Origin of the sequence: Mycobacterium sp. UM_Kg27 (assembly GCF_000972905.1) — a bacterium.
GTDB lineage: Bacteria > Actinomycetota > Actinomycetes > Mycobacteriales > Mycobacteriaceae > Mycobacterium.
On sequence record NZ_JRMM01000206.1, the window covers coordinates 1 to 4,935 of the forward strand.

The 4,935-nt window shown below is 66.4% G+C and carries 4 protein-coding genes and 1 pseudogene; 3 read left to right on the forward strand and 2 right to left on the reverse strand.

Annotated elements, in window-relative coordinates:
* From LI94_RS20235 to pstA, 3 genes and pseudogenes are all read left to right on the forward strand, one after another.
* Positions 1–404 (forward strand): annotated as a pseudogene (locus LI94_RS20235) (substrate-binding domain-containing protein); the annotation flags it as partial.
* Positions 401–1,363 (forward strand): phosphate ABC transporter permease subunit PstC, encoded by a 963-nt coding sequence (gene pstC, locus LI94_RS20240; RefSeq protein ID WP_024443907.1) that lies wholly within the window; start codon positions 401–403, stop codon positions 1,361–1,363. The pseudogene LI94_RS20235 and the gene pstC, both read left to right, overlap by 4 nt.
* On the forward strand, positions 1,360–2,271 hold the full coding sequence (gene pstA / locus LI94_RS20245; protein ID WP_046302335.1) for a phosphate ABC transporter permease PstA: 912 nt from the start codon (positions 1,360–1,362) through the stop codon (positions 2,269–2,271). The genes pstC and pstA overlap by 4 nt, the downstream gene beginning before the upstream one ends.
* A 77-nt stretch (positions 2,272–2,348) precedes the next feature.
* Here the strand turns inward: pstA and LI94_RS20250 are convergent, their stop codons facing one another.
* Together LI94_RS20250 and LI94_RS20255 are read right to left on the reverse strand one after the other, a co-directional pair.
* Positions 2,349–4,367: a serine/threonine-protein kinase PknD gene (locus LI94_RS20250; RefSeq protein ID WP_046302336.1), complete on the reverse strand. Its 2,019-nt coding sequence runs from the start codon at positions 4,365–4,367 to the stop codon at positions 2,349–2,351.
* Positions 4,368–4,476: 109 nt separating this feature from the next.
* The coding region (locus tag LI94_RS20255; RefSeq protein WP_046302337.1) for a substrate-binding domain-containing protein at positions 4,477–4,935 on the reverse strand (459 nt) is incomplete at its 5' end.

Genomic DNA, 4,935 nt, shown 5'->3' on the forward strand with positions numbered 1-4,935 from the left:
CCACCGAGGGGGCGATCACCTACAACGAGTGGTCATTCGCCCAGGCCAAGAATCTGGCGACTGCCCAGATCGTCACCTCCGCCGGGCCCGATCCGGTCGCGATCAGCACCGAGTCGGTCGGTAAGACCATCGCCGGTGCCACGATCAAGGGGCAAGGTAACGACCTGGTGCTCGACACGGCGTCGTTCTACCAGCCGACTCAGACGGGCTCTTACCCGATCGTGCTCGCCACCTACGAGGTGGTGTGCTCGAAGTACCCGGAGGCTGACGTCGGTACCGCGGTGCGGTTGTTCCTGAAGTCCACCATCGGCGCGGGCCAGAGCGGTCTGGCCGACAACGGCTATGTGCCGATCCCCGAGCCTTTCAAGGCTCGCCTGGCGTCCGCGGTCGACGCCATCTCGTGACCCCCGGGCTTCCCTCGACGCCCTTGGCGAACAGCCGCTCGCCGCGCGGTGAGCGGCTGTTCCGGGCGGCCGCGGTCTCGGCCGGATCGACGGTGGTGGTGGCGATCGCGCTGATCGCGATCTTCCTGCTGGTGCGCGCCGTCCCGTCGTTGCTGGCCAACGAGGCGAATTTCTTCACCAGCCCGGACTTCCGCACCAACGATCCCGATCACCTGTCGTTCGGCATCCGGGACCTGCTGATGGTCACGGTGTTGAGTTCGGTGTTCGCGTTGATATTGGCGGTACCGATCTCGGTGGGCATCGCGATCTTCCTCACCCAGTACGCACCCCGGCGGTTGACCCGACCGTTTGCCGTGGTGATCGACCTGCTGGCAGCGGTGCCGTCCATCATCTTCGGCCTCTGGGGGATCTTTGTGCTGGCGCCGATGCTGGTGCCGATGATGCGATTCCTCCGAAGTCACTTCGGCTGGCTGTTCCTGTTCCATAAGGGCAACGTGTCGCTGGCCGGCGGTGGCACGATCTTCACCGCGGGCATCGTGCTGGCGGTGATGATCCTGCCGATCATCACCTCGGTCTCGCGGGAGGTATTCCGGCAGACCCCATTCGCTCACATCGAAGCCGCCCAAGCCCTGGGCGCCACTCGGTGGGAGGTGGTCCGCATGGCCGTGCTGCCCTATGGCCGCAGCGGCGTGATCGCCGCGGCGATGCTGGGCCTGGGACGGGCGCTGGGCGAGACGGTCGCGATGCTGATCATCCTGCGGGCCGCGGCCAAGCCCGGGAACTGGTCGCTGTTCGATGGCGGGTACACGTTCGCCTCCAAAATCGCGTCGGCGGCATCGGAGTTCAGCGCTCCACTGCCGACCGGCGCCTACATCGCCGCGGGGTTCGCATTGTTCGCACTCACATTCTTCGTCAATGCCGCCGCGCGCGCGGTGGCCGGCGGCAAGGTCAACGGATGACCGCCCAACTGCTCGACACGCCGGTCAAACCATCGGTGCCGCGTCGCGATCACCTCAGCCTTCGGCGTCGGCTGACGGACAAGCTCGCCACGGCGGCGTTCGTGTCCTCGTTCGCCGTCGCGGCGGTCCCATTGGTCTGGCTGCTCTGGGTCGTGGTGTCTCGCGGTTGGCACGCGATCACCAATCTCAGCTGGTGGACGCACTCACTGCGCGGCGTACTGCCCGAAGAGTTCGCCGGCGGGGTGTACCACGCGCTGTACGGCACTTTGGTGCAAGCCGGGATGGCCACCGTACTGGCGGTACCGCTGGGGCTGATGACGGCGATCTACCTGATCGAGTACGGCGGCGGCCGCTGGGCGCGTTTGACCACCTTCATGGTCGACGTGCTTGCCGGAGTGCCTTCGATCGTGGCGTCGCTGTTCGTCTTCAGCCTGTGGATCGCCACCCTCAACTTCGAGCAGAGCGCCTTCGCGGTGTCGCTGGCGCTGGCACTGCTGATGTTGCCGATCGTGGTGCGTTCCACCGAGGAGATGCTGCGCCTGGTTCCCGACGAGCTGCGGGAGGCCAGCTACGCACTAGGGGTGCCGCGATGGAAGACGATCCTGCGCATCGTCATTCCCACCGCGCTCTCCGGCATCCTGTCGGGGATCTTCTTGTCGATCGCCCGGATCATCGGCGAGACCGCCCCCGTACTGGTGCTGGTGGGCTACAGCCGCTCGATCAACTATGACGTCTTTCGCGACAACATGTCTTCGCTGCCGCTGCTGATCTACTCCGAGCTGGGGAACCCGGAGGCCGCCGGGGCCGCCCGAGTCTGGGGTGCCGCGCTGACGCTGATCATCCTGGTCGCAGTGAGCGCGATCGTGGCAGCGGTGGCGACGCGGCTCACCTCCGTCCACGACCGCTGACCGGCGCTGGAACCGCCGCATCAACCCGGCGGTTTAGCGAGGCTCGACGAAGGAGAGCCGACGCTGGAACCGCCGCATCAGCCCCGCGGTTCGGTGCCGCCGACCAGTTTCACGACGCGGTTGTTGCCCCGGTCGGCGACGTAAAGGGTGCCGTCCGCACCGACCACGACCTGCAGCGGGGTGTTCAGTCCGGTGAACGGCAGCTTCGTCTGGGTATTGGCCCCGGCGGCTAGCTTCACCACGGTGTGGCTGTCGTGGTTGGTGACGAAGACGTTGCCGGCCCCGTCAACGGCGACGCCCCACGGGGCATCGAGACCGGTGAACGGAAGCACGCTCTGGGTATTGGATCCGGCGGCGAGCCGCACCACCCGATCGTTGTCGGTGTCGGTGACGTAGACGTTGCCGGAGGAGTCGACAGCCACGTCGTCGGGATTGTGCAGCCCGGCGAACGGCAGCACCACCTGGGCGTCGGCCCCGGCCGGCAACTTGACCACCCGATTGTTACCCCGGTCGGCGACATAGACGCTGCCGTCGTTGTCCACGACCAGTCCTTCCGGGTAATTCAGCCCGGTGAACGGCAGCTCGGACTGGACGTGGGAATCCGGGTCCAGCTTCACCACCCGATTGTTGAAGTCGGTGACGTACACCGCGCCGGCCCGATCGACTGCTACGCCTTGCGGTTCGTAGAGCCCGGTGAACGGCAGCATCACCGGGGTGTTCGATCCCGGTTCCAGCTTCACCACCCGGCCGTACATGCTCTGGTTGGTGACGTAGACGTTTCCGCTACTGTCCAGCGCCAACCCGCCCGGGGAGAGCCGGAAGCTCAGCCCCTCCAAGGGCAGCACACTCTGCCCGTTCGCCGACACCGTCTTCCCGGGCGATGTCTCCGAACGGTGGGTGACCGCGTAGCCCCCCACACCGGCGGCTAACAGCAGCGCCGCGGCGGCCGCGGCCGGCACCAACCATCGGCGATTCCCACGGTTCTTTGCCTCGGCGGCAAACGCCGGTGCGGCGGCCGGGGGCTGCGCCGCCGGCCGGTCCCGCCACCCGCTCGGGACGGGCCGCATCTGAGTCTGCTCGTGTGGCTGGTCGTAGGAGTTCGCTTCATAGGCACGGTGTGCGTAGCCGGCCGGCTGTTGGCGGTTGCCGTTGGCCGGAGAGCTCGCGCCGCCGTTGGTGGAGGCACTGACGGCGCTGGCCATTCGGGTGGCCACACCGCCCTGCTGGACGATCATCGCGGCCTGATGCTGCTCCGCGGTGGTGAGCGCATCATGTGCGGCGCGGGCCAGGTCGCCGGCGCTGCTGTATCGCTCCCGCGGATTCTTCGCCATCCCCCTGGCGATCACCTGGTCCAATCCGATCGGTACCTGGCCCGGCCGCAGCTGGCTGGGCCGCGGGGCGGGCTCCATCAGATGGGAGGCGATCAGTCGTTCAATGGTCTCGCTCCGGTACGGCGGCTGACCGCTCAGACACTCGCTCAGCACGCAGGCCAACGAATAGATGTCGGCACGGTAGTCGACCTCGCCCCCACTGAACCGCTCGGGCGCCATGTAGTTGTAGGTGCCCAGCGCCATCCCGGTCTGGGTCAGGCCGGGATCTGCCGCGGCCCGGGCGATGCCGAAATCGACCAGGTAGGCGAAATCATCGCGGGTGAGCAGGATGTTCGCCGGCTTGATGTCGCGATGGGTGATTCCGCTGGCGTGCGCGGCATCCAGAGCGGCGGCCACCTGTTCGATCACCGCCACGGCGCGCGCCGGGGCCAGCGAGCCGGAGCGCTGCAACTCCATGCCGAGGTCGTTGCCGTCGATCAGCCGCATCTCGACGAACATCTGGCCGTCGATCTCGCCGTAGTCGTGGATGGGCACCACGTGCGGCTCGGTCAGCCGGCCCGCGGCGTCGGCCTCGCGTTGCATCCGGATTCGGAATGCCGGATTGCCCGACAGTACGGGGGCGATCAGCTTCAGTGCGACCGATCGGTGCTTGCGGGTGTCCTCGGCCTCATAGACCTCACCCATGCCACCTCGCCCCAGCAGCCGAAGCAACCGGTAAGGACCGAATTGGGAACCCACCTGGGAAGCCGGTCCGTTATTGTTCACGACGCTCCATTCACCCGGTCAGGTTTGGCATCACGCGATCAACTGTTGCGGTGAACAGAAGATTAACCAAAGGTTACCAGTCAAAATGGATCGCCGCAGACCTCGACGATCAGGAAATAGCGTCGACCGCCGTCTTCAATTTCGACGTGAATTCCGGCGGCAGCGGAATATAGCCGTACTGGTCCAGATCCTGCTGTCCGTCGCCGATCGCCGCTTGCATAAACGCCTTGACCGCTTGCGCCGTCGAGGGGTCGGGGTATTTGGAGCAGACGATCTCGTAGGTCACTAGCACGATCGGGTAGGCGCCCGCCACAGTCGGCTTGTAGAACGACGAGGTATCCACCACCAGGTCGTTGCCGGCACCGCTGAACTTGGCGCCGGCGATGGTCTTATCCACCGAGTCGACGGAGATGTTCACCGGTTGCGGACCCGCCGACGTGATGATCTGGGCCATGTTGAGCTCGCGACCCACCGCGTAGGACCACTCGTTGTAGGTGATCGCCCCCTCGGTGGTGCGCAGCATCGCCGAGGTGCCGTCGTTGCCGGCGGCTCCGACCCCGGTACCTCC

Excerpts from the sequence above, each read along its gene's own strand:
- pstA (WP_046302335.1), top strand. The coding sequence starts at position 1,360 with ATGACCGCCCAACTGCTCGACACGCCGGTCAAACCATCGGTGCCGCGT.